Below are 22,089 nucleotides of genomic sequence, written 5' to 3' on the forward strand. Positions count from 1 at the left end.
CGCGCTTTCTGCGACTGAAATTCAGTAGCGCGCCCTGTCAGGTGGTGTAGGAGCAGCCAACCGCGCGTGAACGAGGCCTTCGAATGTCATCCCCCAACGGATCGAGTGCAGGCCTAAGGATTGATCCGATCCTACTGAAGGCCAGGCTGCGAGGCGGGCTGTTCTGGCTGCATTCCTGGCTTGGCCTGACCGTCGGTTTCGTCCTGGCGCTGATCGGCCTGTCGGGTGCGCTGATGGCGTTCGAGGACCCGATCATGGAGGCGCTGAGCCCCGGGGTGGCTCGCGTGGCGCCCAGTCCCAGGCCCGTTCTGACGCCGGACGCTCTGCTGGCGCGGTTCGTCGCCCAGAACCCGGACGCGCGTCCGACCACGCTGACGCTTCGATCCCAGCCTGGCGCCAGCCCCCAGGTCACCTTCGCCAGCCTCGCCGAGCCCAAGGCCAAGGCGCGCAAGCTCTATCTGGACCCCTATGAAGGCCGCGTTCTCGGACCGGCCACCGGCGAGACGTTCTTCGCGACCGTGCGCCAGTTCCACCGCTATCTGCTGCTGCCCGGAGACGGCGAGGGCTGGGGGCGGCGGATCACCGGCGTGACGGCTATCTGCCTGGTGTTCTTCGTGCTGACAGGGCTTTACCTGCGCTGGCCGCGCCGGGTTCTGGACTGGAAGGTCTGGCTGAAGCCCAATCTGAAGCTGAAAAAGCGCGGCCTTTACTGGTCGCTGCATTCGGTCGTCGGCACCTGGGTGCTGCCTGTTTATCTCGTGATCGCCCTAACCGGCCTGACCTGGTCCTACGATGGCTATCGGGCTGTCTTCCAGCGGGTGCTGACCGGTTCGGCGCCGGAAGCCGAGCCCGCGGCCGCCAAGACCGAAAAGCCCGCCAAGGCGACCGCCTCGCCCAAGGCCGCGCCGCCCTCGCTCGACAAGGTCTTCGCCGCCGTCAGCCAGGGCGGTCCCCGCGAGGTGATCCTGACGATCCCGAAGACCGCCAAGGCTCCGGTGCGCGTTCGCACCCTGGCCCAGGCCGCGCCGCATGAGCGGGCCTTCGACGAGTGGCGCGTTGACGCCCGCTCGGGCCAGGTCGTGGAGCGCCAGGCCTATGCCGAGCGCAGCTTGGGCGAGAAGATCGTCTATGCGCGTCTGGCCGTGCACCGAGGCGCTTTCTTTGGTCCCGTGGGGGCGACCCTCTTCATGCTGGCGGCGGCGGCGATGGCGCTGTTTCCGATCACCGGCCTTCTGCTGCGCTTGGGGCGAACCCAGGCCGCGCGGCGCAAGAGGGCCTCGGTCTCGCCTCAGACCTCCTCGTAGGTCGCCGCGTAGTCGACCGGGAAGTTCACCGAACGGGCGATGAAGCAGACCTTGTGGATCTCGTGATGGATGGCGTCGGCCTTGGCCAGATCGGCGCCATGCTCGACGACGATGTGGGGCCGCAGGGTCGCGCGCAGGAAGCGGCCGGCGCCGTCCGGCGTGCTCTCCCCGACGCCCAGCGGCTGGTCGCGATAGCCGCGCACCACGATCCCGGCGCGGGACGCCAGATGCAGGTACCACAGCATGTGGCAGGCGCTCAGCGAGGACAGCAGCAGGTCCTCGGGATTGTGCAGGGTGGGATCGCCGCCCAGCAGCGGATCGTTGGAGCAGGCGATCGGCGGCTTGCCAGGCGTGCGCACCTCCCAGGTGCGGTCATAGCCGCGATAGTTCCGCGTGCCCTGGCCCCGGTCTCCGGTCCATTCGATCAGGCTGGTGTAGTCGTGCTGCTTGGCCATGGCTCGGAACTCCTTGGGGGCAGCTTGAACCAAACCTAGCCGCCTCCCTAGGCCTTGTGCCTAGGGCCCATCGTTCCGCTGTTCAACCCGGACGGTGGCGCACCCCCAAAAAGCCTTGGGGCGCCCTAGGGCAAGCCCGAACCTGGCTGATCCATGGGTCCTCGCCACAAGGGCGAGGAAGGCTGGTTTGGAGGGCGTGAAATGATCAGCCGTAGATGACCGAGATGGTTTCGGCGACGCAGGCGGGACGCTCCTCGCCCTCGATCTCGATTGTGCACTCGTTCTTCATCTGCAACCCGCCGGCCTTGGGCTCGACGCTGACCAGCTTCTGGCGCATGCGCACGCGCTTGCCGACCCGGACCATGCCGGTGAAGCGGACCTTGTCGCAGCCGTAGTTGATGCCGCGCGTCACGCCCGTGACGCGCAGAATGCCCGCGCCCAGCATCGGGATCAGCGACAGGGTCAGAAAGCCGTGGGCGATCGGGCCGCCGATCTCCTTGGTCGCGCGTTCGACGTCGACGTGAATCCACTGGTGGTCGCCGGTGGCCTCAGCGAACTGATTGACGCGCGCCTGGGTGATCTCGACCCAGTCGGACACCCCAAGCTCCTGGCCCACCAGGCCGGCGAGGTCGGCGTAGGCGACTTCCTTCATGGCGTTCTCTCTCCCAAACATTTGTTTGGATTGGTGGCATGTGGCGGCGCCGAGGGCAAGCGTTCCCGGCGGTCAACCCTCCAGCGCCGCGCGGGTGTCGGCCGGCAGCAGGGTGACCGCCTGGTCGAGCAGCTTGCGCCAGACCTCGCCGCGATCGCGCGCCTCGGCATAGGCCTCACGCAGGGCGAAGGGGTCGTCGAGGGAGAGGGCCTCGATCAGGGCCTGGGCTTGTTCCACGTCCTTGCGACGCTTGGGGTTGGCTTGGCCGCGCTTGCGCGAGACGATCAGCTTGTGGACGGCGTAGCGCGCCGGGGCGGGCACTCGTACGAGGACGCCGTCGCCATGCAGCACGGCCGCCTCGACCGTGTCGCGCAACAGGAAGTCCATGAAACGCAGCGGGGTGGCGTCGGTCTTGAGCGCCTCCAGCCGCGAAGTCTCCTCGTCGCCCGCGTTTCGGCTGGTCGTCAGGACATCAACCGCATAGCCGTCCGGCGTTCGATAGGCCGCGCTCTTGCCGGGGTCGAGCTTGGGGACCGGCGTGAAGGCGGGATCGGCCGCGCGCAGGACATCGAGGAACGACCGGTCCAGCCCGTCGTCGATCGCGACCGAGACGCCATAGTCCTGGGCGATGTCCAGGTCGCCGGTCCGCACCGCCTGCGACGGCAGGACAAACCCCAGCGCCGCCCCGTAGGTCTGGAAGGCGACCGTACCGACGACGGCGGCGCGCAGCCGGAAGGCGCCGGCCTGCGCCAAGGCGCTCAAAATCCGGCCTGTGCGATCGTCGGGTGCGTGTAGGCCCGCCGCGCGGAGGGCTCGGACCAGCATCCGGCGTCCATCGGCGGCGCCCTTCGCCGACTGGGCCTGCTGGATCGTCTCCAGCAACTCCTGCGTCTCGGGGCCAAGATAGCGCTCGGGGCGCTGACCTTCGACCTGCCTTGTCCGGACGTACCAGTAGAAGCGGCCCTTGCGCTCGCGACGCAGGAAGCTGGCGCCGCCTCCGAACTCGGCGACGCCCGCCGCCCGGAGCTGATCCAGCAGTTCGGCGACATTCGTATGGATCGCCAGAGGAAGGCGTTGCAGGGCCACGAGATCACCTTTGCCACCACTTGGATAAAGTGGTGGCAATTGGCTTTTAAATCAACAGAAAGGTGGCGCTAGACGATCCGGCTCTCGCCCTTGCCCCAGTACGCGTCGCGGATCAGGCGCTTGTAGAGCTTGCCGGTCGGATGCCGGGGCAGTTCGGCCATGAAGTCGATGCGGCGCGGGGATTTCACGTGGCTGAGGTTGGCGCGGGCGAAGGTCATCAGCTCCTCGGCGAGAGCCACCTGGTCGTCGCCGAGGTCCAGGGGCTGGATGACCGCCACGACCTTCTCGCCCATCTCCTCGCAGGGGGCGCCGACGACGGCGGCGTCGGCGACCTTGGGGTGGGTGATCAGCAGGTTCTCGATTTCCTGCGGATAGATGTTCACCCCGCCCGAGATGATCATGAAGCTCTTGCGGTCGGTCAGGTACAGATAGCCCTCCTCGTCGACCCAGCCCACGTCGCCCAGCGTCGTCCAGCCGTGCTTGTTGTAGCTCTCGGCCGTCTTCTCCGGGGCGTTGTGGTAGTTCACCGCCGGGCCGTTGGCGAAGTAGACGGTTCCCTCGATGCGCGGCGGCAGCGGGTCGCCGGTCTCGTCGCAGATGCGCAGCTCGCCCAGCACCGCCTGGCCGACGCTGCCCTTGTGGCTTAGCCAGTTCTGCGAGTTGATCCAGCAGAAGCCGTTGCCCTCGGTGCCGGCGTAGTACTCGTAGATCACCGGGCCCCACCAGGCGATCATCTGCTCCTTGACCGGCACGGGGCAGGGGGCGGCGGCGTGGATCGCCGACTTGATCGACGAGACGTCGTACTTGGCCCGGATCTCCTCGGGCAGCTTCAGCATCCGCACGAAGTGGGTCGGCACGAACTGGCCGCAGGTGACCTTGTACTGTTCGATCAGGGCCAGGGCCGCCTCGGGCTCGTACTTCTCCATGACGATCACCGTGCCGCCCAGCTTGTGGACGACCATGCACCAGCGCAGCGGGGCGGCGTGGTACAGCGGCGCGGGCGAGAGATAGACGCTGTCGCCGGTAAAGCCGAACAGGCCTTGGGCCATCATCTGCAACGGGTTGGGCGCGTCGATCGGGTGCTCGCTCAGCGCCGGCTTCACGCCCTTGGGGCGGCCCGTCGTGCCCGACGAATAGAGCATGTCCGAGCCCGCGCTCTGGTCGGTGATCGGCGTCGTCGGCATTGCCGCGCGGGCGGCCTCGAAGTCGGCGTAAGGGCCGTGCGCCCCGCCGACGGCGTAGAGCGTCAGGCCCGGCAGCGCCTTGGCGATCTCGTCGATCACGGAGCCCATGGCCGGCGAGGTGATGAAGACCTTGGCCCCGCAATCCTCGAGGATGTACTGGGCCTCGGCGGCCGTCAGCTTGGTCGAGACGCAGACGAAGTAGAGCCCCGCGCGCTGGGCCGCCCAGGCGATCTCGAAGTAGCGGGCGTTGTTCTCCATCATGATCGCGATCACGTCGCCGCGCTTCAGGCCCAGCGACCGGAAGAGGTGCGCGCCCTGGTTCGAGCGGGCGTCCAGCTGGCCGTAGGTCACGGTCTCGCCGGAGCCGGCCATGATGTAGGCGGCCTTGTCGGCCTGGTTCTGGGCGTGGTGGAAGGGGTGCATCGTCGTCTCCCGATCAGGCGGCGGCGGAAAGGGCGGCGCGGCCCAGGATCATGTCCGAGGCCTTCTCCGCGATCATGATGGTGGGGGCGTTGGTGTTGCCGGAGACCAGGCGCGGCATGACCGAGGCGTCGACCACGCGCAGGCCTTCCAGGCCCCGAACCCGAAGCTGGTCGTCGACGACCGCCATCGGCCCGTGGCCCATCTGGCAGGTCCCCACCGGGTGATAGATGGTCGAGCCCGCGAGGCGCGCGAACTCCAGAAGCTGGGCGTCGCTGGCGACCACCGCGCCGGGGTCCATTTCGTGGTCGATGTAGGGTGAAAGCGCCGGCGCCTGGCCGATCCTGCGCGCCCATTTCAGACCCGCGACGGCGACCTCCTGGTCCAGCGGATCGGCCAGGTAGTTGGCGAAGATGGCGGGATAGACGCTGGGATCGGGCGACTTGATCCGGATGTGGCCACGGCTTTCGGGCCGCAGCTGGCACGGCGCGATGGTCAGGCCCGGCGCGGCCTCCAGCTCCATCTTCTGCTCGTTGACCAGCTTATCCAGGTCCATGGTCGCGGGCAGGATGTGGAACTGGATGTCCGGTCCCGAGAGGTCGGGACGCGACTTACAAAAGGCGGCGATGTGGGCGGCCGACAGGGTCAGCAGGCCCTTGCGCTGGAAGAGGTACTTCAAGGCCTCGCCCGCCAGGCGGCCGCCCTTGCTCTGCTCGTTGACCGAGACCACGCCCGCTTTGAGGCGGTAGCGCACGCTCATCACGTAGTGGTCCTGCAGGTTCTCGCCGACGCCGGGCAGGTCGGCGACGACCTCGATGCCGTGACGGTTCAGAAGCTCGCCGGGACCCACGCCCGACAGCTGCAAGAGCTGGGGCGAGTTGATCGCGCCGCCGGCCAGGATCACCTCGGCGTTGGCCATGGCCACGCGCTTCTGACCGTTCTGGCGGAACTCGACGCCGACCGCGCGCTTGCCTTCGAACAGGATGCGGCCGGCCAGGGCGTTGGTCTCGACCTGGAGGTTGGGGCGGTTCATCGCCGGGTGCAGATAGGCCACCGCCGCCGAGCAGCGCTGGCCGTTCTTGACCGTCAGCTGGTAGTAGGTCGCGCCTTCCTGGGCGCCGGCGTTGACGTCGTTGTTGCGCGGGATGCCGGCCTGCTCGCAGGCGTCGATCACGGCGTCGGAGACCGGGTGCTTGGTGGTCACGTCCGAGACGTTCAGCGGCCCGCCCGTGGCGTGCCAGTCGCAGGCGCCCCGCTCCTGGTGCTCGGCCCGGCGGAAGTAGGGCGCCACGTCGTCCCAGCCCCAGCCGGCGCAGCCCAACTGCCGCCAGCCGTCATAGTCGGCGTGCTGGCCTCGGATGTAGAGCAGGCCGTTGATCGAGGATGAGCCGCCCAGCACCTTGCCGCGTGGCCAGACATGGCTGCGACCGCCGGTGCCGGGGTCCGGCTCGGTGGCGTACAGCCAGTTGACCTTGGGATCCTTCAGTGTCGACGAGTAGCCGACCGGGATGTGGATCATCAGGTTCGAGGCGAACTGGGAGAGGTTTTTGGTGGGACGGTCGTCGCCGCCGGCCTCCAGCAGCAGGACCTTGAACTTGCCGCCCTCGGACAGCCGGGCGGCCAGCACGCAGCCCGCCGATCCCGCGCCCACGATCACGTAGTCGGCCTCGATGATCCCGGTCATCGTCTCTCTCCCAAGAGCGCGCTTGGGCGCGCTCGTTTTTTGTCTGCGTCCGGGTTCTTTCGAACCTGATGGACTGTCCGCGTGTAGCCCGCGTGATCAGTGTTCAGTTTGGAGCATGCGCCCAGGTTCGCTGATCGCGCAAGTTGCCGTCGCGGCGCCGTTCCCGTGTCGCCTTTCCGCGCTATCGTCAGCGCATAACAATGTTCCAGGGAGACGCGTGATGGACCTGATCAGCCAGACGGTGGTGGACGGCATAGCCGGACCGGGGACGCCCCCGACCTATCCGACGCTGGAGGGCGTCGATCTGGCCGACATCTTCCGCTTCACCAAGGGCCAGCCCTTCGCCGACTTCGCCCGGATGCGGCGCGAGGCCCCGGTCATGTGGCACCCCGAGCCGATGGGCGGGCCGGGCTTCTGGGCCCTGACGCGCTACGAGGACGTCCATCGGGTCAACGGCGATCCGGAGACCTTCTCATCGCAACGCGGCGGCATCCTGATGTCGATGGGCGCGCCGGAGAAGCGCCACGCGCTGCTGTTCCGCGCCTCGATGGACACCATGATCAACATGGACGCGCCGCATCACCTGCAGCTGCGTCGCGAGCACATGCCGTACTTCACGCCGGCCTATCTGCGCGGTCTGACCGAGCGGGTGAAGGGCGAGGTCACCCGGCTGTTGGACGAGATGGAGCCCAAGCTGGCGGGCGGCGCGGCGATCGACATGGTCGAGCACTTCTCGTCGGTGCTGCCGCTGTTCACCCTGTGCGAGATCCTGGGCGTGCCGCCCGAAGACCGGCCCAAGTTCCTGACCTGGATGCACTATCTGGAGCGCGCCCAGGACCTGGCGGCCCAGCAGGCCAGCGCCCCGCTGCAGCCGACGCTGGAGCTGATGCAGTTCGTCATGGACTTCAACAACAACGTCGAGGAGATGTTCGAGTACGGCCGGACCATGCTGCACAAGCGGCGGCTGGATCCGAAAGAAGACCTGATGACCGCCATCGCGCGGGCCCAGGTCGATGGCGCCGTGCTGTCGGACGAATATCTGGACGGCTCGTGGCTGCTGATCGTGTTCGCCGGCAACGACACCACCCGCAACACCCTGTCGGGCGCGATGCGGCTGCTGACCGAGTTCCCGCAGCAGAAGCAGCGCCTGATCGCCGATCCCTCGTTGCTGCCCGGCGCGGTCGACGAGTTCATCCGCATGGTCAGCCCGGTGATCTACATGCGCCGCACCGCCACGCGCGACGTCGAGGTCAACGGTCAACGCATCCGCGAGGGCGAGAAGGTCATCATGTACTACGGCGCGGCCAACCGCGATCCGGCGATGTTCGAAAACCCCGACCAGTTGGACGTGACCCGCGCCAACGCCGGCAAGCACATCGCCTTCGGCTACGGACCGCACACCTGCGTGGGCAAGCGCGTGGCCCAGATCCAGCTTGAGGAGGCCTACCGCCAGATCCTGGCGCGCTTCCCGGACCTCTCCTGGACCGGGGACATCGAGATCGCGCCGAATAACTTCGTGCACGCGATCAGCAAGCTGGGCGTGAAGCGCGGCTGAAAAGGCGCGCCGGCCGCGAAGGGGGGGTTGCGGCCGGCGCTGGGACAAGCGCCCAGCGGGGGGCGCCGGGCCAGAGGACCATGACTCAGCTTGGCGCGCTCGGCGTCGCGACCGGCTGCCGCAGCAAACCCAAAACCGGGAGCGGTCGCGCGGGGGCCAGGGTCTTGTGTTTAGCTGTCGCTAGGCCATACGATCGTTTGAAAAAAGCCCGGGGAGGCCAGCGCCATGTCGAAACCGACCTTCGAGACCCTGCTGTACGACGTCGAGGACGGGATCGCGACGATCACCCTGAATCGTCCGGACCGGATGAACGCCTTCACCGCCCGGATGATGAAGGACCTGATCGAGGTGTTCGACGTCACCGACGCCGACGACGCGGTCAAGGCCGTGATCGTGACCGGCGCGGGGCGGGCCTTCTGCGCGGGCGCGGACCTGGGCGGCGGCGGCGCCACCTTCGACCGCAGCGCGCCCCAGGCCCTGGAGCGCGAAGAGGGCAAGGTCGGCGACATCTATCGCGACGGCGGCGGTCGCGTGACCCTGCGCATGTACGATAGCCTCAAGCCCATCATCGGCGCGATCAATGGCGCGGCGGTGGGCGTGGGCGTGACCATGCAGCTTCCGATGGACATCCGCATGGCCTCGACCGAGGCCAAGTTCGGCTTTGTCTTCGCCCGGCGCGGGATCAATCCGGAAGCCGCCTCGTCGTGGTTCCTGCCGCGCCTGGTGGGCCTGCAGACGGCGCTGGAGTGGTGCTACACCGGCCGGGTGTTTCTGGCGCAGGAGGCGCTTGAGCGCGGTCTCGTCCGCTCGCTGCACGCGCCGCAAGACCTGCTGCCGGCGGCCCGCGCCTTGGCCCGCGAGATCGTCGAGAACACCGCGCCCGTCTCGGTGGCGATCACCCGCCAGCTGCTCTGGCGCATGGCGGGGGCTTCGCATCCGATGGAGGCGCACAAGGCCGACAGCCGGGCCATCCAGTCGCGGGGCGCCTCGGGCGACGCCAAGGAGGGGGTGACCTCGTTCCTGGAAAAGCGCGCGCCGGTCTATCCGAACCGGGTCTCGTCGGACCTGCCCGACATCTGGCCTGAGTGGGTCGAGCCGGCGTTCAAGTAGGCGTCGTCATTAGAGGCTCCGGCGGCGGCGCGAGGTCGCTGGTTCCGGGGCTTTGGCAAAGAGCTTGAAATGGCCAAGGCGGCCTGGATCGGGCTTGAACCCTACGGGGGGGCGAGCCCTCGCCGTCGGGTGGCCGCGAGGCTGTTCAAGGGGCGATCAATCCGCCCGCTCAAGCGCGTGGGTGCATCGGATCGTGAGACGCTCTGGCGTGGTGGCCCGCCAAAAAGGCGGGGTCGCCAAGCATGACTTTTGTCCAGGGAATGGTGGCGCCCGCGTAGAGCCAGTGTCCGCTCGGCTCCCGGCGTATCAATGCGCCCATCTTCTGCGTTGAGATGATCTCGGGCCCCAACCTCAGGTCTACCTTGGTGTGCAAAATCGCCAGGTCTTTATGCGCCATGCACAGCGTGTCTTCTGCCTGAATCGAGTCGCAAATCCTAAGTATTGAGCTAAATAAATTTCGTATATTATCCTTTCCGGATAGTGAATGTCGATCGCTGTCAATTACTATGACGGCGTCGGAGGCGTAGAGCGATAAAATTATATCGACTCTCTTACTGTTAAATGCTGTAACGAATTTCTGGGTCATTGCCTCCGGTGCATGGGCCTGGCGCACGATTTCCCTCGTATTTCTTCGATAGTGATCCTCTAACCATGGCCTTGCGCTACTATCCAAATGGGAAGAATAGGCATGGCGGCGGGAGTTGACCGCCTCCGGCCCGATGCGCCGACCGTGCTCCACCCTTCGGACTATCCGGTCGAGGAGTGGCTCCACTTTCTCGGGCATCGCTGGAGCGCGGTTCTGCTCTGGCGCCTGGCGGGCGAGACGTTGCGCTACACCGAATTGGCCGAGCGCCTGCCGGGGATTTCGCCCAAGGTGCTGACCGAACGGCTCAGCGGCATGGTGAAGTACGGTCTGGTGATCCGAACCGCCGGGACGGGTTTCCCGAGGCAGGCGGACTACCGGCTCAGCGACCGAGGCTTGGCCGTGATGCTTATCCTGGATGGGTTTCGCCCGCTGGGCCGCCTGCGTGAGCCCGTGGCCAGTGGTCCGACCGATCCGAGCTGGGGCGTGTCGGACGCGAGCTCGCCTTAAGGGGCTCTCTCCGCTCATCGCGCGTTAAGCCTGAAATGGTCTGCTGGGGCCGATGAGCGAGCCGTCGCCGATTGCCATGTCGGATGAGCCGCGGACGGGGGTGTCCGCGTCGCGGACGCGCGCGACCCTGCTCAAGCGCCTGGCCGACGTGGTCTGCCTGCCCGCCAGCCGCATCAACGCCTTCGAACGGGCCATGACCAGTGATCTGCTGGTCGAGCTGCTGCGCGACGCCAGCTTGGTCGAGCGCGAGCGGGTGTCGCGGCGCCTGGCCTTGGCGGGCGACCCGCCGGGGCCGCTGGTGCGCGTGCTGCTGCGCGATGCGCTGTCGGTGGCGCGCCCTCTGCTGGAGGAGGCGACGCAGCTTGGCGACGCGGACCTGATCGCCTGCCTCTATCAGGCCGGTCCCGAGCACCGCCGCCTGATCGCCCAGCGGCGAGGCGTCAGCGAGATCGTCACCGACGCCCTGATCGACATGGACGAGGAGGCCGTCGCCGAGGCGCTGCTGCGCAACGACCTGGCCCGGCTCAGCCACCACGGGGTGGAGCACCTGGTCGCGACCAGCCGCGACGCGCCGCACCTGGCGCCGCTGCTGCTGCGGCGGGCTGAGCTGCGGCCTAGCCACGCCTATGTCCTCTTCTGGTGGGCTGACGCCGAGACGCGGCTGAGCATCCTGCAGCGCTTCGCCCTGGCCCGGGACATTCTGGAGGACGCCGTCGCCGACATGCTGGGCGGAGGCGACGAACCGGCGTCGGAAGACATGCTGACGCGCAAGGCGCTCGACTTCATCGGCCGGCGTCAGCGCAATCTCGAGGCGGCGCGCAAGAGCCCGTTCCCCAGCCTGGAGGCGGCGATCGCGGCGGGCGAGGCCGACCTGACGCCGGAGATCGGCGAGGAGATCTCCTATCTGGCGGGATTGAAGCCTGTCACCGGCGCCAAGATCTTCACCGACCCCGGCGGCGAGCCTCTGGCCGTGCTGTGCAAGGCCGCTGGCTTGCCCAGGACCGCGTTGCGCGCCCTGTGGCGAGGGCTCCATCGTCAGGAGGTTGATCGCGGCGGCGCCACGGACCACGCTCTGGAGCGAGCGCTCGCCGCCCATGACGCCATCTCGGTCGATCGCGCCCAGACCGTGCTTCGCTACTGGAACTGGTCGCTGACCTCGGGGCTCTCGTCATCGTTGTTGAAAGCTTTGCGACAAGACGATGAAAGCGCAATCGACGAATACTCGAAAATCCAGCGCGCGGCGATGTTAGCGCTGTCTCGCGATTTCAGCCGTTAACGGCCGGATATCATCGGTTTTTGATACGGCGTGTGTGTTACGTTCACGATGTCAACCTGCCTCGTACATCCTTCAATGGGTCGAGCCGCCTTTTTGAACACTGACTTTTTACAGCTGTTATCTTGAACGGTCCGTATTGCCCGGGGCGTCCATTCTTTGTATGCACGCCTCGACTGATATGTGAATCAGTCCGTATCAGCAAAACGATTGTCGACGGGCGAGGCCATATGGAAGATCAATCCGATCTGATTGAGATGACGGCGGGTATTGTTTCCGCCTATGTCGGCAACAACGTGGTTGCGACCGCTGACCTGCCCGCCTTGATCAAGCAAGTGCACCAAGCTCTGGCCACGGTGGGTTCGCCGGCCGCCGAGCCGCCCGCGCCGCCCAAGGAGCCCGCGGTTCCGATCAAGCGCTCGATCACGCCGGACTACCTGATCTGCCTGGAAGACGGTCGCAAGTTTAAGTCGCTGAAGCGCCACCTGCGCACCAAGTACGACATGACCCCCGAGGACTATCGCGCCAAGTGGGGCCTGCCCAAAGATTACCCGATGGTCGCTCCGAACTACGCCGAGGCGCGTTCGAACCTGGCCAAGCAGATGGGCCTGGGCCAGGGCGGTCGGAAGCCGGCCCGCAAGGGCAAATAACCGAGTCCGAACAGAAGCTTGGCTGGAGCGTGTCTTCCGGCCCGTCAGCGCCCGTCGTCCGAAACCGGATGGCGGGCGTTTGCGTTCCTGTTGACTCTTTAAGGGAATCTTGTCGCGGCGCCCCTTTTTCACTTGCCCGCGATTCGTTCCTTAAGCGATAGTGAATCGAAGTGATTCCAAGGGCTTGTAGGGGACTCTGAAGATGTCCGCGCAATTGAGCGCATCCGCTACTGCGGCGCGCGCTCACCAGGAGATGTTCGCCTATTGGGCGTCCCTCCGCCGGGGGGCTGGGCTCCCGGGGCGCGTGGATTTGCACCCCGCCAGCATGAAGCGCCTACTGCCCACCGTCAGCCTGATCGACGTCGTGCGCGAGCCGCGAGACTACCGCCTGCGTCTGGCCGGCACCGGTCTCTACGGCGTCTACGGCCGGGAGATCACGGGCAAGGGGTTGTCCGAGGTCTACAACACCGCCGCGGCCGAGTACTGGCGCAAGGAGCTGGACAAGGTGGTCGACGAGCGTCGGCCCAGCGTCGGCGTCCACAGCCTGGCCTGGCGCGGCGCGCCGCACATGTCGATCCTGTGGCTGCGCCTGCCGCTGGCCAGCAACGGCAAGGATGTCGACATGATCCTGGGCTACGACGCGGTGGTCGGCGCCCAGGTCGAGAGCAGCTCCGGCATCCGCGCGGCCTGAAAAGGGCTCGTGTCTACAGCCTACCCATTGAGGAAAGCCTCGACCTCGCGGCGGTTCGGCATCGACGGCGCCGCGCCGGACTTCTGCACCGACAGGGCGGCGGCGGCGTTGGCCATCTCGACCGCCTCGCGTAGGTCCATATTGGCGGCCAGAGCGGCGGCCAAGGCGCCGCAGAAGCAGTCGCCCGCGCCCACCGTGTCGATCGCCTTGACCTTGCGGCCCTCGACCAGGAAGGCTTCGTCGCGCCGCACGCCGGCCACGCCCGCCGCGCCCAGGGTGACGATGATCGTCTGGTCGGGGCGGCTCATCAGCTTGCGGGCCGCCTGCGAGACCTCCTCCAGCCGCACCGGCTCGTGGTCCAGCTTGGCGTAGGTCGCCAGCTCGGTCTGGTTCAGGATCAGGATATCGGTCAGCGGGAACAGCGCCGCGCCCTGCGGTAGGGCCGGGGCGGCGTTCAGGATGCGCAGGGCGCCCTTGGTCGCGCCCGCGCGGAACAGCGCCTCGATCGCCGTCGGCGGCGTTTCCAGCTGGCACAGCAGGACGCGCTCGCCATCCAGCGTGGCGCTGGCCGCCTGCTGCGGCGTCACCAGCGCGTTGGCGCCCGCGGTGACCACGATCATGTTCTCGCCGCTGGCGCCGACCCAGACATGGGCCTGGCCGGTCGGAGCGTCCTCAAGCTCCAGCACGTCGCCGACCTGGACGCCATAGCCCGTCAGCTTCGCTTTCAGGCCTATGCCGCTGTCGTCCTGGCCGACCGCGCCCATCAGGCGGGTGGGGGCGCCCATCCGCGCTGCGGCGACGGCCTGGTTGGCGCCCTTGCCGCCCAGGAACAGCTCTAGCGACCGTCCGGCCACGGTCTCGCCCGGACGCGGCAGGTCGTCGACCCGGGCGATCGCGTCAAGATTGATGGAGCCGAGAACAAATACCGTCATGGTCGTCTTCTGGATCGTCTTCTGGTCGTTTGGCTATAGGGGCTAGCCGCCGGCGCCGCGCTGGAAGCTTTCGACCAGGCTGCCGGCGACGAGTCGCCAACCGTCCACTAGCACGAAGAAGATCAGCTTGAACGGAAGACTGATCGCGGCCGGCGGCAACATCATCATACCCATGCTCATCAGCACGCTGGCCACGACCAGGTCGATGACCAGGAAGGGGATGAACAGCAGGAAGCCGATCTCGAAGGCGCGCTTCAGCTCAGAGATCATGAAGGCGGGCGTGACCACTTGGATCGGCGTTTCCTCGGCGGTCCTGGGCTGGGGGATCTTGGACAGGCGCACGAACAGGGCCAGATCGTCGCGATCCACCTGGCTGAGCATGAACTGCTTCACGGGGCCGCTGGCCGCGTCGAAGGCTTCCGGCAGCTCCATCTGCTTGTCCAGCAGCGGCTTGATGCCGGCGTCGTAGGAGCGCTCGAAGGTCGGGCCCATGACGATGGCGGTCAGGAACAGCGCCAGGCTGATGATCACCGGGTTGGGCGGGCTGGATTGCACGCCGATAGCGGTGCGCAAGAGGCCCAGGACCACCACGATCCGCACGAACGAGGTGGTCATGATCACGATCGACGGCGCCAGCGACAGCACCGTCATCAGGGCGACCAGCTGCACCACGCGGTCGGTCAGGCCCGCGCCCGTGCCCAGGTTGATGTTCACCGCCGACTGAGCCATGGCCGCGGCCGGCATGATCGCGCAGGCGATGGCGGCCAGGACCGAGATGATCGCGGCGCGACGCAGGTCTTCCGTTTTGGCGCCCGTCACGGATTTGAGCAGATCGCGCATCAGGCCACAGGCTCCGGAGCGGAAACGGAAGCGGAAACCGAGGGAAGCGGGGCGGGGGCGGGCGCCGGCGTCCAGTCCAGCAGCTTGCCATCGCCCAGCAGCACCAGGCGCTCCTGGCCGTCCAGGCTGACCACCAGCAGGCGGCGCGTGGGGTCCAGCGCCAGGCTTTCGACGACTCTCAGGCGGCGATCCTGGCGCGCGGCGACCATGCGGCCCACCGCGTCGGGCCCGAACTTGCGCAAAGCCCAGGCGGCCAGGCCGATCAGGCCCAGGGTGATCGCCAGCGCCGCCAGGGCGCGGATGAATTCTATGACGGGCATGATGGCCGAGCGAGACAAGATGGCGCAGGGAAAGGCCCCCGACACCCCTGATGTGCCTGAGGGTTCTTAATGTCGAATTAACCCTGTTTCTTCACCATGATCGCCATGGGTCCGGATGACATTCCTCTTTTCGGCATGCTCAAGAGCCGCCTCGGCTATCTGTCCGAGCGCCAGAAGCTTGTCGCCCAGAACGTGGCCAACGGCGACACCGCTGGCTATCGGCCCAAGGACCTCAAGCCTTTCAGCTTCCAGGCTTCGTTGATGAACCAGGCCTCGGGCGCGGTCTATCGCGGCGGGCCGGCCGCGCCGACCAACGGCGTGCGGATGATCGCCACCACGGCCTCGCACCTGGCGCCGTCCAAGGTTCCGGCCCCCTGGCGCTCGGCGGCCGGAACCGATTCGGAAGTCACCCTCGACGGCAACGCCGTGACGCTCGAGGACCAGATGATCAAGATGACCGACGCGCGCATGAACTACGACGCGGCGATCAGCTTCTACCAGAAATCCATGACCATGCTGCGCATGGCGGCGCGCAAGCCGGGCGGTTGAGGAGCTAAGCGATGCCGGAGATCAAGTCCCAGCCGATGGCGGCCATGTCCGTGGCCGCGTCCGCCCTCCGCGCTCAGCAGGGCCGGATGCGGGTCATCGCCGAGAACATCGCCAACGCCAATTCGACGGCGGTCACGCCCGGCGGCGATCCCTATCGCCGGCAGGTGCCGATCTTCCGGCCGACCAAGGTGCAGGGCGCCGAGGGCGTTCAGATGGCCCGCGTCGATCCCGACCAGAGCGCCTTCAAGACCGAGTACGACCCGGGCAACCCGGCCGCCGACGCCAACGGCTACGTCAAGCTGCCGAACGTCAACTCGCTGATCGAGTCCTTGGACATGAAGGAGGCGCAGCGCGCCTACGAAGCCAATCTCAACGTCATCGAGACGGCGCGCGTGATGGAATCGCGCACCCTCGACATCCTCAAGAAGTAGGGGCTAGGCCATGATTACCGCGCTCGCCGCCGCCAAGGCCTACGCCAGCTCCGGCGCGATGTCGGTCGGAACCGTTGGTTCGATCGGCGGCTCGCAGAACAAGGGGATCGACTTCGGCGATCTGTTGAAGTCGGCCATGACCGACGCGGCCCGCACCTCGAAGGTCGCTGAGCACAGGATCGCCGACCAGGTCGCCGGCAAGGCCGAACTGATCGACGTGGTCACCGCCATCAGCTCGGCCGAGGCCAGCCTGGAGACGGTGATGTCCGTCCGCGACCAGGTGATCTCGGCCTACCAGGAAATCATGCGGATGCCGATCTAGAGCTTCCGCATGTCCCGGCATCAGCGGCTCAGGGCCAGCGCCAGCTGGGCGTAGAGCGGGATGCCCAGCAGGATGTTGAACGGGAAGGTCACGCCCAGCGACAGCGTCAGGCAAAGGCCGACGTCCGCCTTGGGCAGGGTCAACCGGATGGCCGCCGGCGCGGCGATGTAGGACGCCGATCCGGCCAGGGCCGCCAAGGCCGCCAGCTCGCCGCCGCGCAGGCCGACCAGGGAGCCCAGCGCCAGCGCCAAGGACGCGCCGACCAGGGGCAGAACAACGCCCATCGCCACGACCGTCGGCCGAACCTCGCGCCAGGCCCGCAGCCGCTCGGCCGCCGTCACGCCCAGCTCCAGCAGGAACAGGCACAGCACGCCCTGGAACATTGGGCCCACAAAGACATCCAGCTTGGCCGCGCTGGGCGCGGGAGCCGCGAGGCCGATCGCGAAGCTGCCCAGCAGGACCACGGCGGCCGGGTTCAACAGCGCCTCGTGCAGCAGCTTGCCGGTCGAGGCCGAGCGCGCCTCGCCTGGCGACATCATCTTGGCCATGATCACGGCGACCAGGATCCCAGGGGTCTCCATCAGCGCCAAGACGGCCGACATGTAACCGGCGGGCGCGTGGCCGATCGAGCTCAGATAGCTTTGCGCCGCCGCGAAGGTCACCACCGACACCGAACCGTAGTGGGCCGCCACCGCGGCGCTGTTCAGCGTCGTCAGCCCCGCGCGGCGCAGCGCGGCATAGGCCAGGACTGGCATCAGCAGGGCCAGGGCCAGACCCGCCAGGCCGGCGCTGATGAAGGTCGGGTCCAGGCCGTGGGCGCGCGCCTCGGCCCCGCCTTTGAAGCCAATGCACAGCATCAGATAGATCGACAGGAGGCTCATGGCCCCCTTGGGCAGCCGAAGCGGCGAACCGGCCAAGGCCGCGCCCGCCCCCAGCACGAAGAACAGCACCGCCGGTTGGGTGAGGTTGCCGGCAGCCTGCGCCAGACTCTGGGTCAAATCCATCTCATAGCGTCCTTGGCGCGCCCCCCGTCGAGGCGCGCCGGTCCTCTAGTCATGCCCGAGCAATTCGATAAGATAATTCATCGCATCGTTATCATGAAGAAATGCAATAGTTGGCCGAATGCCCAGCACCACGAATCTCGATCTCGACCTGATCCGGGCCTTCGTCATGGTCAGCGACAGCCGCAGCTTCACCCGCGCGGGCGAGCGCCTGGGTCGATCTCAGTCGGCCGTCAGCCTGCAGGTCCGCCGGCTGGAGCACTTGATCGGCGAACCTCTGTTCCAGCGTGACGCGCGCCGGGTCAGCCTGACCGACAAGGGCGAGGTGTTCCTGGCCCAGGCGCGGCGGCTTTTGCGGGTCAATGACGACATCGTCGCGGCCCTGGCGGCCGACGAGGTCGAGGGCGAGGTGCGGCTGGGTGCGCCCGAGGACTTCGCCACCGCCCACCTGCCTGAGGTGCTGGGCGCCTTCGCCCGCAGCCACCCCCGCATCGCCCTGTCGGTGACCTGCGACCTGACGCTTCGGCTGCTGGACCGGATGAGCGCCGGAGAGCTGGATCTGGCCCTGGTCAAGCGCGAGCCGCTGGGCGGCGAACTGGGCGTGCGGGTTTGGCGCGAGCCTCTGGTCTGGGTGGGGCGTGACGGCGACGACCTGGCCTCCAGCAAGGTGGTCTCGCTGATCGCGGCGCCGTCGCCCTGCGTCTATCGCCGACGGGCGACCTCGGCGCTGGACGAGGCGGGGCGGGCGTGGCGCATCGCCTATACCAGCCCCTCGGTGGCCGGGCAGCTGGCGGCGCTGCGGGCGGGGCTGGGCGTCTCGGTGTTGCCGCGCGCCATGGCCCCGGATGACCTGGCGATCCTCAGCGTTGGCGCGCCGCCTCTGGCCGACGGCGAGATCGCTCTGATCCGCAACCGCGAGGCCGGCCCCGCCGCCGACCGCCTGGCCGAGCACGTGCTGGCGGCGCTGGATCGCGCGGTCGCTCATCGGGGCTGACTGGACGAAAAAAGAGGCCGCGCCCAGGGGACGCGGCCTTCAAGTCGCTCGGGGGAGAAAAAGCAAAAACGCTACGCTCACAGACCCAGGAAGGCGCGCGTGGCCGACAACAGTCCGCCCCAGACGATCACGTTCAGCACGGCCGCGACGAACACCGCCACGCCCAGCGGCCACTGGCGTGGCTGGCGGGCGCGGGCGTCGAACGGACGGGTCTGAGACGCTAGAGGCATCGGGCGCTCCTTGAACATGCGCCCATGGTCCCGATTGACTCGGCCTTCGCGAACCGGACGACCTGTCGCGCGCCGCCTTGTCGCACCCCGGCTCTGATTTTCAGCCTGGCGCGGCGGCGACTCTCTAAGCGAGGGCGGGCCCTCAGGTCAGGCAGGGCAGGCCGCCCGCCACGGCGACCACCGCGCCCGACCGCACCAGGGCGTTGGCGGCCTCAAGGTCCGGGTGGAAATGGCGGTCGTCAGAGAGATACGGGACCTTGTCCCGCGTCAGGGCGCGGACCGCCTCCAGCACGTCGCTGGACCGCAGCGGCGCGTGGAAGTCGCAGCCCTGCGCGGCGGCCAGGAGCTCGATCCCCAGCACCGCATCGGCGTTCTCGACCATGGCCAAGAGGCGCCGCGCGCCGTGGGCGGCCATCGAGACGTGGTCCTCCTGGTTGGCCGAGGTCGGGATCGAGTCGACGCTGGCAGGATAGGCGCGCTGCTTGTTCTCCGAGACCAGCGCGGCCGCCGTCACCTGCGGGATCATGAAGCCGGAGTTGAGGCCAGGCTTGGGCGTCAGGAACGCGGGCAGGCCCGACAACGCCGGGTCGACCAGCATGGCTATGCGCCGCTCGGCGATCGAGCCGATCTCGCAAACGGCCAGGGCGATCATATCGGCGGCGAAGGCGACCGGCTCGGCGTGGAAGTTGCCGCCCGACAGCGCCTCATCGGCTTCCGGAAAGATCAGCGGGTTGTCCGAGACGCCATTGGCTTCGGTCGCCAGGGTGGCGGCGGCCTGGCGCAGCACGTCCAGCGCCGCGCCCATCACCTGGGGCTGGCAGCGCAGGCAGTAGGGGTCCTGAACCCGCTCGTCCTCCTTCAGGTGCGAGGCGCGGATCGCCGAGCCGGCCATCAGGGCGCGCAGGGCCGCGGCGGTCTCGATCTGGCCGACGTGGCGGCGCAGCTGGTGGATGCGCGGATCGAACGGCGTATCCGAGCCCTTGGCGGCTTCGGTCGACAGGGCGCCGGTGACCAGGGCGGTCTGGAACAGGCGCTCGGCCTCGAACAGGCCGGCCAGGGCGTTGGCGGTCGAGAACTGGGTGCCATTCAGCAGAGCCAGGCCTTCCTTGGGCCCTAGCGTCAGCGGCGACAGGCCCGCCGCGCTCAGCGCCTGCGCCGCCGGAACGCGCGCGCCGCCGACGAAGATCTCGCCGACGCCGATCATGGTCGCAACCATGTGGGCCAGCGGCGCCAGATCGCCCGAGGCGCCGACCGAGCCCTGGCAGGGGACCACCGGCGTCAAACCCTGGACCAGCATGGCCTCCAGGAGGCGCACGGTTTTGGTCCGCACGCCCGAGGCGCCTTGCGCCAGGCTCGCCAGCTTCAAGGCCATCATCAGGCGGATGACCGGCACAGGTGAGGGCTCGCCGACGCCGGCGGCGTGGGACAGCACGATATTGCGCTGCAGGGTCGCCAGATCCGCGTCACCGATACGGACGCTGGCCAGCTTTCCAAAGCCCGTATTGATCCCGTAGATCGGCTCGCCCTTGGCCAGGATGCGCTGGACCGCCTCGGCGCTGGCGGCGATCACCGGCCAGGCGCTGGCGGCCAGGCGCGCGCCGGCGCCGCGATAGATCGCCTTCCAGTCGGTGAGGGAAACGTCGCCAGGGTTCAGAACAAGCTCGGTCACGCGGGGCTCCAGCAGCGGCCCTTGCGGCGCGCTCGAATATGTATAGTCATATTTGCGAATGACGAGACTTGTCCAGTGACCGACGCGCGCGTTCAGGAGATCCCCGGCCTGGGGGGCGCGCCGCTGCACCAGCGCATCCGCGCCGACATCGAGGGCCGCATCCGCTCCGGCGCCTGGCCGCCCGGCCACCGCGTGCCCTTCGAGACCGAGCTGATGGGCCAGTACGGCTGCGCCCGCATGACGGTCAGCAAGGCCATGGCCGCTCTGGTCGAGGCCGGGCTGATCGTGCGCCGCAAGCGGGCGGGCTCGTTCGTGGCGCGGCCACGCGTCCACGCCCCGGTCCTGAACATCCCCGACATCCAGGCCGAGATCGAGGCGCGGGGCGAGGCCTACGCCTTCCGGCTGCTGGCGCGGGCCGTGCGCGAGGCGGATGGTGCGGCGCCCGGCGAGCTCGAACTGGCGGCGGGCGGTGGGCTGCTGGCCCTGGACGGCGTTCACGACGCCGATGGCCGCCCCTTCGCCCTGGAGCGCCGGCTGGTGTCCCTGAAGGCCGCGCCGGACATCGAGGCCGCCGACTTCAGCCAGGAGACGCCCGGCGCCTGGCTGCTGGAGCATGTCGCCTGGACCGAGGCCGAGAGCCGGATCAGCGCCATCAACGCCGACGCCGAGGTCGCCCGCCTGCTGGCCCTGGACGAGGGCGCGGCCTGCCTGGTGGTCGATCGCCGCACCTGGCGGGAAGGGCGGGGCGTTACCCGCGTTCGTCAGGTCTTCCCGGGCGAGGCCTATGACCTGGTGGCGCGGTTCGGGCCGAGGGTTTGAACGCCGCCGGTCCGGCATAGATCGTGTGGTTGTCGGTCAGGCCGTGCTCGCCAGCGCCGAGGCCGGAAAACCCATGAACGGGATGAAGCTCGAGCCCGAAGCCCCGCGGCAGTCGGCGCAACAGCACAACCCCCTGTAGGTGGGGCGCGGTCGGCCGCCCAGCGCAGGGCCCCGCCCAGGCATCCGCCTTTGAGGCTGTTGGTCATCATGAGGCCCGTAGAGCCATGGCGCGAAGCGCGGTCAAACCCTTGCCCGAAAAGCTGTTGCTCCGTGTCCAGCGCTGGGTGTGGACAAGTTGTCGCAGCAGTATCTGTAAATAATGATCCCGAAATTTACTCCGAATCCATCGCGTGTGGCAATTCGTCTCGGATATGAACAATCGTTTTCATTGGGCTCTTTCAGCGACGCGGCGCAATATACTCCTCATGGCCGTTGCGACGAGGAGTGTCGAGATGGATATGCCGGACCAACCTTCGCTGCTGCAGATTCAGACGGGTCTGTTCGCAGCGCTCGTGGGCGTGCTGTCCGCCAAGGGCGCGGCGTCGCGGCAGGAGTTCGCCGAGGCGATGGACGTCCTGGCGCGCCACGAACAGGACACCCGCATAGCGAGCTATTTCCACATGCTGGGCGAAGAGCTACGCGGCACGAACCCCTCGGCGACGCGCCCGATGCTGAAGCTGGTGGTGGGCGGCCTGGAAGACGAGCGTCCCCCGATCTCGGCCTAGAGCCTCGCGCGTCAAAAACGGGATCGTTTTGACGCGATAACGAGGCTCTACTTCAAACATTTAGAGCGTGATTGCCGCCGAAACCGCTCACACTTTCGGC

At 67.8% G+C, this 22,089-nt stretch carries 25 protein-coding genes; 13 read left to right on the forward strand and 12 right to left on the reverse strand.

Features of this window, described 5'->3' with window-relative positions:
* Window positions 1–83: 83 nt before the first annotated feature.
* Window positions 84–1,304 (forward strand): PepSY domain-containing protein, encoded by a 1,221-nt coding sequence (locus tag CSW59_RS17060; RefSeq protein WP_099445150.1) that lies wholly within the window; start codon window positions 84–86, stop codon window positions 1,302–1,304.
* Here CSW59_RS17060 and CSW59_RS17065 read toward each other — a convergent pair.
* From CSW59_RS17065 to CSW59_RS17085, 5 genes are all read right to left on the reverse strand, one after another.
* Complete coding sequence (locus CSW59_RS17065; RefSeq protein ID WP_099445151.1) at window positions 1,289–1,759, reverse strand: OsmC family protein; 471 nt, start codon at window positions 1,757–1,759, stop codon at window positions 1,289–1,291. The genes CSW59_RS17060 and CSW59_RS17065 overlap by 16 nt on opposite strands.
* 205 nt (window positions 1,760–1,964) lie before the next feature.
* Window positions 1,965–2,411 (reverse strand): MaoC family dehydratase, encoded by a 447-nt coding sequence (locus CSW59_RS17070; protein ID WP_099445152.1) that lies wholly within the window; start codon window positions 2,409–2,411, stop codon window positions 1,965–1,967.
* 72 nt (window positions 2,412–2,483) lie between these two features.
* Window positions 2,484–3,497 carry a GSU2403 family nucleotidyltransferase fold protein gene (locus tag CSW59_RS17075; protein WP_099445153.1) on the reverse strand — a complete coding sequence of 338 codons (1,014 nt, stop codon included), beginning with the start codon at window positions 3,495–3,497 and terminating at the stop codon, window positions 2,484–2,486.
* Between the two features lie 68 nt (window positions 3,498–3,565).
* Window positions 3,566–5,104 carry an acyl-CoA synthetase gene (locus CSW59_RS17080; protein ID WP_099445154.1) on the reverse strand — a complete coding sequence of 513 codons (1,539 nt, stop codon included), beginning with the start codon at window positions 5,102–5,104 and terminating at the stop codon, window positions 3,566–3,568.
* 13 nt (window positions 5,105–5,117) lie between these two features.
* Complete coding sequence (locus CSW59_RS17085) at window positions 5,118–6,785, reverse strand: GMC family oxidoreductase (RefSeq protein WP_099445155.1); 1,668 nt, start codon at window positions 6,783–6,785, stop codon at window positions 5,118–5,120.
* Between the two features lie 220 nt (window positions 6,786–7,005).
* On the opposite strand from CSW59_RS17085, the gene CSW59_RS17090 reads away from it, so the two are divergent.
* Both CSW59_RS17090 and CSW59_RS17095 read left to right on the forward strand, forming a co-directional pair.
* Window positions 7,006–8,340 carry a cytochrome P450 gene (locus CSW59_RS17090; RefSeq protein ID WP_099445156.1) on the forward strand — a complete coding sequence of 445 codons (1,335 nt, stop codon included), beginning with the start codon at window positions 7,006–7,008 and terminating at the stop codon, window positions 8,338–8,340.
* Window positions 8,341–8,565: 225 nt separating this feature from the next.
* Window positions 8,566–9,450 (forward strand): crotonase/enoyl-CoA hydratase family protein, encoded by an 885-nt coding sequence (locus CSW59_RS17095; protein WP_099445157.1) that lies wholly within the window; start codon window positions 8,566–8,568, stop codon window positions 9,448–9,450.
* A gap of 169 nt (window positions 9,451–9,619) precedes the next feature.
* On the opposite strand, the gene CSW59_RS20650 is transcribed toward CSW59_RS17095, so the two are convergent.
* Window positions 9,620–10,063: a nuclear transport factor 2 family protein gene (locus tag CSW59_RS20650; RefSeq protein ID WP_143755011.1), complete on the reverse strand. Its 444-nt coding sequence runs from the start codon at window positions 10,061–10,063 to the stop codon at window positions 9,620–9,622.
* 75 nt (window positions 10,064–10,138) lie between these two features.
* Between CSW59_RS20650 and CSW59_RS17105 the strand changes: the two genes are divergently transcribed.
* The 4 genes from CSW59_RS17105 (at window position 10,139) to CSW59_RS17120 (ending at window position 13,157) form a co-directional block, all read left to right on the forward strand.
* On the forward strand, window positions 10,139–10,543 hold the full coding sequence (locus CSW59_RS17105) for a helix-turn-helix domain-containing protein (protein WP_161495066.1): 405 nt from the start codon (window positions 10,139–10,141) through the stop codon (window positions 10,541–10,543).
* A 52-nt stretch (window positions 10,544–10,595) separates the two neighbouring features.
* Complete coding sequence (locus CSW59_RS17110; RefSeq protein ID WP_099445160.1) at window positions 10,596–11,819, forward strand: DUF2336 domain-containing protein; 1,224 nt, start codon at window positions 10,596–10,598, stop codon at window positions 11,817–11,819.
* Between the two features lie 227 nt (window positions 11,820–12,046).
* The gene (locus CSW59_RS17115; RefSeq protein ID WP_013080426.1) at window positions 12,047–12,466 is read left to right on the forward strand and encodes a MucR family transcriptional regulator; all 420 of its coding nucleotides are present in this window, start codon (window positions 12,047–12,049) and stop codon (window positions 12,464–12,466) included.
* A 196-nt stretch (window positions 12,467–12,662) separates the two neighbouring features.
* Window positions 12,663–13,157, forward strand: a complete 495-nt coding sequence (locus tag CSW59_RS17120) for a PAS domain-containing protein (protein ID WP_099445161.1) — start codon at window positions 12,663–12,665, stop codon at window positions 13,155–13,157.
* A gap of 20 nt (window positions 13,158–13,177) precedes the next feature.
* On the opposite strand, the gene CSW59_RS17125 is transcribed toward CSW59_RS17120, so the two are convergent.
* Genes CSW59_RS17125 through CSW59_RS17135 form a run of 3 tightly spaced genes read right to left on the reverse strand, consistent with a single transcriptional unit; the run spans window position 13,178 to window position 15,249 of the window.
* Window positions 13,178–14,089, reverse strand: a complete 912-nt coding sequence (locus tag CSW59_RS17125; protein ID WP_099445162.1) for a ribokinase — start codon at window positions 14,087–14,089, stop codon at window positions 13,178–13,180.
* A 42-nt stretch (window positions 14,090–14,131) separates the two neighbouring features.
* Entirely contained in the window at window positions 14,132–14,932 is an 801-nt protein-coding gene (fliP, locus tag CSW59_RS17130; RefSeq protein ID WP_099445163.1) for a flagellar type III secretion system pore protein FliP, read from the reverse strand.
* Complete coding sequence (locus tag CSW59_RS17135; RefSeq protein WP_099445292.1) at window positions 14,929–15,249, reverse strand: flagellar biosynthetic protein FliO; 321 nt, start codon at window positions 15,247–15,249, stop codon at window positions 14,929–14,931. The genes fliP and CSW59_RS17135 overlap by 4 nt, the downstream gene beginning before the upstream one ends.
* A gap of 105 nt (window positions 15,250–15,354) precedes the next feature.
* Between CSW59_RS17135 and flgB the strand changes: the two genes are divergently transcribed.
* The 3 genes from flgB to fliE are packed head-to-tail and all read left to right on the forward strand — an operon-like array spanning window position 15,355 to window position 16,551.
* Window positions 15,355–15,798, forward strand: coding sequence for a flagellar basal body rod protein FlgB (gene flgB / locus CSW59_RS17140; RefSeq protein ID WP_099445293.1), 444 nt, complete (start codon window positions 15,355–15,357; stop codon window positions 15,796–15,798).
* A gap of 11 nt (window positions 15,799–15,809) precedes the next feature.
* Window positions 15,810–16,229, forward strand: coding sequence for a flagellar basal body rod protein FlgC (gene flgC, locus CSW59_RS17145; RefSeq protein ID WP_099445164.1), 420 nt, complete (start codon window positions 15,810–15,812; stop codon window positions 16,227–16,229).
* A 10-nt stretch (window positions 16,230–16,239) separates the two neighbouring features.
* Window positions 16,240–16,551 carry a flagellar hook-basal body complex protein FliE gene (gene fliE, locus CSW59_RS17150; RefSeq protein WP_099445165.1) on the forward strand — a complete coding sequence of 104 codons (312 nt, stop codon included), beginning with the start codon at window positions 16,240–16,242 and terminating at the stop codon, window positions 16,549–16,551.
* A 20-nt stretch (window positions 16,552–16,571) separates the two neighbouring features.
* Here the strand turns inward: fliE and CSW59_RS17155 are convergent, their stop codons facing one another.
* Entirely contained in the window at window positions 16,572–17,555 is a 984-nt protein-coding gene (locus CSW59_RS17155) for a sodium-dependent bicarbonate transport family permease (protein WP_099445166.1), read from the reverse strand.
* A gap of 118 nt (window positions 17,556–17,673) precedes the next feature.
* On the opposite strand from CSW59_RS17155, the gene CSW59_RS17160 reads away from it, so the two are divergent.
* Entirely contained in the window at window positions 17,674–18,546 is an 873-nt protein-coding gene (locus CSW59_RS17160; RefSeq protein ID WP_099445167.1) for a LysR substrate-binding domain-containing protein, read from the forward strand.
* 77 nt (window positions 18,547–18,623) lie between these two features.
* Here CSW59_RS17160 and CSW59_RS20985 read toward each other — a convergent pair whose 3' ends face one another.
* On the reverse strand, window positions 18,624–18,776 hold the full coding sequence (locus CSW59_RS20985; RefSeq protein ID WP_201722831.1) for a hypothetical protein: 153 nt from the start codon (window positions 18,774–18,776) through the stop codon (window positions 18,624–18,626).
* A gap of 142 nt (window positions 18,777–18,918) precedes the next feature.
* On the reverse strand, window positions 18,919–20,457 hold the full coding sequence (hutH, locus tag CSW59_RS17165) for a histidine ammonia-lyase (RefSeq protein ID WP_201722840.1): 1,539 nt from the start codon (window positions 20,455–20,457) through the stop codon (window positions 18,919–18,921).
* Window positions 20,458–20,553: 96 nt separating this feature from the next.
* On the opposite strand from hutH, the gene hutC reads away from it, so the two are divergent.
* Window positions 20,554–21,264 carry a histidine utilization repressor gene (gene hutC / locus CSW59_RS17170; protein WP_099445294.1) on the forward strand — a complete coding sequence of 237 codons (711 nt, stop codon included), beginning with the start codon at window positions 20,554–20,556 and terminating at the stop codon, window positions 21,262–21,264.
* 458 nt (window positions 21,265–21,722) lie between these two features.
* Complete coding sequence (locus CSW59_RS17180; RefSeq protein ID WP_143755012.1) at window positions 21,723–21,989, forward strand: hypothetical protein; 267 nt, start codon at window positions 21,723–21,725, stop codon at window positions 21,987–21,989.
* Window positions 21,990–22,089: the final 100 nt, after the last annotated feature.

Source organism: Caulobacter sp. BP25 (assembly GCF_002737755.1).
Taxonomy (GTDB): domain Bacteria; phylum Pseudomonadota; class Alphaproteobacteria; order Caulobacterales; family Caulobacteraceae; genus Caulobacter.